The sequence below is a fragment of the Pseudomonas sp. P4_C4 genome (genome assembly GCF_056402055.1).
In genome coordinates this window covers 1-4,280 of sequence record NZ_JBFUID010000122.1, presented here as the reverse complement: position 1 = coordinate 4,280, position 4,280 = coordinate 1, and the positions used below count along the sequence as shown (strand labels likewise).

Below are 4,280 nucleotides of genomic sequence, written 5' to 3'. Positions count from 1 at the left end.
CTTTCGCCTTGTCGTTGTCTTTCGCCTTGTCGTTGTCTTTCGCCTTGTCGTTGTCTTTCGCCTTGTCGTTGTCTTTCGCCTTGTCGTTGTCTTTCGCCTTGTCGTTGTCTTTCGCCTTGTCGTTGTCTTTCGCCTTGTCGTTGTCTTTCGCCTTGTCGTTGTCTTTCGCCTTGTCGTTGTCTTTCGCCTTGTCGTTGTCATGCGCATTGCCCGGGCCTCTGTTCCCGGCCATACCACCATGGTCAGCGTCGCCGCGCCCCGGGCCTCCATGACCGTCAGCGCCATGGCCTGCTGCACCATGATCGCCACCCTCTCCATGGTCGCCGCCACCGTGACCGGCACCGCCGGCACCACCGCCATCACCACCGTGACCGCCACCTCCGGCACCACCGCCGTCACCACCGTGACCGCCACCTCCGGCACCGCCGCCGTCACCACCGTGACCGCCACCTCCGGAGCCTCCACTACCGGAGCCACCGCTGCCACCACCGTGGCCGCCACCGCCTTCGCCGCCGTGACCACCGCCTCCGGAGCCACCGCCACCGTGACCACCGCCACTGCCGCCATCTTTGGCATAAACGCTGGAGAAACTACCGATGTAATCGGGCACCAGGACAGTCGATGCCGACAGGACTCCGCCAATCGCCAGAGCCAATAAACATTTTTTGAGCTGCATGTTGCAACCTCCGCTTGGAGTTGCGTCGTCATCTCCGTATCGAACGCAATGTCCAGTGAGTTCCCGGTCGCCCATTGGAGCGGCCAGCCAACCGGCTCGGTCATAAATCTGCAGCATTAACGAGCAACTGCGGTTTCCGCACGATCCTTCAAAGCCAGTCAGTATCGTTACGCGGGAAATATTCCCACGTTTGTGTTAGATGAGTGCTTTCAGCCCGAGTTCAACAAATCAGTATCAGGACCAAGGCATGCGTTGAGCAAAAACTTCAACCTGACCCATTGGAGCATCGCCCCTCAGCCGATCGGCTGGTTTAACGAGATGAGTTTTTCAATGGGATAGACCAGGAGTCTGGCATTCGGATTTACCTAGGGAACCCGGGTCGAATCAAAGAGCCAGTCATGGCGCTGGCTCGCCTGCCCGTGCTGGCATAGAGCGACTGATCGGGGCCGATTTCTGCCTTTGGCCAGCGACAGCTTTGGGTTTGCGGCCTTCGCGACAGGTAGCAATCGGCCGACTCTGTTGAAAAAGTCGGCCATGGTTTGCTCAGCGGAAAAGTGCGCGTCCGAGATTGAAATCTTTACTTTGGGCAGAGGCTTCCGGATTCAGATTTCACGTAGAAGCGTGCAAAAAAGGCGTTTTCACCGGTCAATGATCAGGCAGTTTGGGCGGACCGACTTTTTCAACAGAATCGGCCATAAACGGTCATTCACAGCTGGTGTACCCCCCCGAATGTCGAGGCCAATCACTGCGAAAGGGGTAAATTTTGAGGGTCCTTGCGCGAATCGTACCTATAATTTTTCAGATATCGGCCCCATTGGTCAGTGAATACAAATGCCCGCAGATGACGAGTCGCAGCCCGGTTCTGACGTTCTCTTCGACGAAGCTGACTGCGGCTTACTGCTGACCGCAGAAAATGGCGAGATCGTACAGGTCAACCTCACGTTCTGCCGTTGGTTAGGCTACCGGCGAGAAGAGCTGCTCGGTCGTCACATCCAGGACTTGATGAGCCTCGAGGGAAGGACGTTCCACAAGATGTACTGGGCGCCCCTCATGCAGATACAGGGCGTCGTGGCTGACGTGAAGTTCGATCTGGTTCACTACAACGGACATTCCATTGCATTGATGCTCAGCGCCATCAGCTGTGAGCATTCTGCTGGCATATTTCATGAAATGACGCTGTTCAAAGCCGCGGCTAGCCAAAGGTACGAGCGCGAACTGCTCAATGCCCGAATGCTTGCCGAAAGGCATTTGGCGAAACACCTCAAGGACCAACGCGTACTGGATATGACCCAGGACAAGTTGCGTATCACGTACGCTGCGGCTGAAGACAGAGCCCTGTTCGCCGAGCAGCTTATTGGGATTGTCAGTCATGACCTGCGCAACCCATTGTCGGCGATAAAAATGGCGGCGGAACTGCTGGGCCGCAGGGCGATGGATGCTAAACAAGCACAAATACTTGGCCACATCACACACTCGGTAGAGCGCGCACAGCGTCTGGTGGCCGATCTGCTGGATTTCACCTTGACGCAAGTCGGGCGAGGTATCGCAGTCCTGCCCAAACCCGTTGATCTACACGAACTGGTGGCCGATTGCCTGGACGAGTTGAGCCTGGCTTTTCCCGGGCATAAGTTGACCCATCTGCGGTATGGGCAAGGTGATTTTTCTGCCGACAGTGATCGGCTCTATCAGCTCATCGGCAACCTGGTCGCCAATGCAGTCGCTTACGGCGCCGCCGATAGCGAAGTCACCGTTTCTACACGCGTTGAAGATCAAGCGGTCATTATTACAGTGCACAACTTCGGTACTCCCATACCACTGGAGTTGCTCAAGGACTTGTTCGAACCGATGATCCGTGGCAGTCATGACAATGCCGAACTCAGAAGTGTCGGGTTGGGTCTGTTCATCGTTCGGGAGATTGTAAGGGCGCACTACGGCGAAGTGGCTGTAACTTCTACTCTCACCGCCGGTACAACATTCACTGCAACCTTTCCTCGCACCTTAAATTAGCTTGGATTGCCCCTCACTCAGCCCCATCGCCCGTCCATTACTAGCCGACGATAGCCTGGCGGACTGGCCGCTATACTGGATCGTTTTATACACTTCACGACAGGCAATGGTCGGCCAGAAACAGCCCTTCACCGCCAAGGTCGAATGCGCATAGAACCGGAACAACGGGTGACGCCTAAAACGGTAAGCTGTTCGTTCAGAACCATTTGTTTTGCTTTTTTTGGTTGCGCTTACTGATTCTTGAATAACAGTAAGAACAGAGCTGTTGTGGCAAGCAGCGCACCCGTCAGGAAAGTGCTGTCTGACCCAATGCTTTGCCAAAGCCAGCCCGCAAGAACGCTGGCGATCAGCATGCATACACCACTGACAAGGTTGAAAATACCGAAGGCCGTACCCTTGAGTTCCGTGGGAGCTTTATCTGCTACCAGCGAGGCAAGAATGCCTTGGCTGAATCCCATATGAAGCCCCCACAAGGCAATGCCCAACATCATCGGAATGACAGAACTGGACTGAGCAAGCAGCAAATCCGCCAGGACGAGTAGTCCCATCCCCACACAGAGCAGTTTGGTGCGACTGATGCGATCAGATAGCCAGCCGACAGGATAAGCGGACAGCGTATAAAAAAGTGCCATCACCACCATCACCAGTGGAGTCCAAGTGATCGACAGGCCTGTCTGTTGCGCCCGTAATACCAGAAACGCCTCGCTGAAACGGGCAAGCGTAAACACCCCTCCAACTATGACAACCCACCAATACCCAGAGGAGAAGTCGTGCAGGACTTTCCAATGAATTGGAGATCGAAATTTGTGTTCACCGGGGAGGTGTGTGGGCTCTTTTACGCCTGTGACAATGAGAGCCACAGCCACCGCTGCCGGAATTACTGCAAACCACAGGACAAGCTGTATATCTGCGAGCCATAACATGAGTACGATGGCCAGAGCAGGGCCAAGAACAGCCCCTACGGTATCCATCGACTGCCGCAGTCCAAAGCAGGCGCCACGGATTTCTGGTGGCGACACATCTGCGATCAGAGCATCTCGTGGGGCCCCACGAATGCCTTTGCCAATTCTATCCAGAAAGCGTGCGGTGAAGACCACTTCAACGGAATGAGCCAGAGGAAAAAGTGGTTTGGTCAGCGCGGCTAAACCATATCCGAGCAACAGCAATCCTTTGCGCCGGCCCATAAAGTCGCTGATAGCACCAGAAAATATCTTGACGAGCATGGCGGTCGACTCGGCAATACCTTCGATCACTCCGACGGCCAATGCACTCGCACCTAATGTGGTGACCAAAAACACAGGCAGTAAGCTGTGCACTAGCTCGGATGATAGATCCATGAACAGGCTGACAAAGCCAAGAGCCCAAATCGTGCGCGGAATACGAAAACGCTCAGCTTTGGTGTTTGAACTTCCGCTACTCATGTTTTCATCCTGCACTCATCGGCATCAAGAAGAGACTGAGAAAACGGTTTAGTCGTGCTCGCAGGCGAACCAAGTTCCTGCCAGAGCGGCAAAAATCAATGAAGCTGCCGTTGCCTCTGTAGTTCCCTCTTCAGCCAGGTGCGTGCCGGTTGTGCGCCTTCTGGACATCGCACCTC

Annotated in this window: 3 protein-coding genes and 1 pseudogene; 2 read left to right on the top strand and 2 right to left on the bottom strand. The window is 55.0% G+C overall.

Features of this window, described 5'->3' with window-relative positions; all coding sequences use genetic code 11:
• Positions 1-232 (bottom strand): annotated as a pseudogene (locus AC1DXW_RS30780) (hypothetical protein); the annotation flags it as partial.
• Between the two features lie 36 nt (positions 233-268).
• Between AC1DXW_RS30780 and AC1DXW_RS30775 the strand changes: the two are divergent.
• Positions 269-658 carry a hypothetical protein gene (locus AC1DXW_RS30775; protein ID WP_477760894.1) on the top strand — a complete coding sequence of 130 codons (390 nt, stop codon included), beginning with the start codon at positions 269-271 and terminating at the stop codon, positions 656-658.
• Positions 659-1,507: 849 nt separating this feature from the next.
• Positions 1,508-2,683, top strand: coding sequence for a sensor histidine kinase (locus AC1DXW_RS30770; RefSeq protein ID WP_477760893.1), 1,176 nt, complete (start codon positions 1,508-1,510; stop codon positions 2,681-2,683).
• 230 nt (positions 2,684-2,913) lie between these two features.
• Here AC1DXW_RS30770 and AC1DXW_RS30765 read toward each other — a convergent pair whose 3' ends face one another.
• Complete coding sequence (locus tag AC1DXW_RS30765) at positions 2,914-4,104, bottom strand: MFS transporter (RefSeq protein WP_477760892.1); 1,191 nt, start codon at positions 4,102-4,104, stop codon at positions 2,914-2,916.
• Positions 4,105-4,280: the final 176 nt, after the last annotated feature.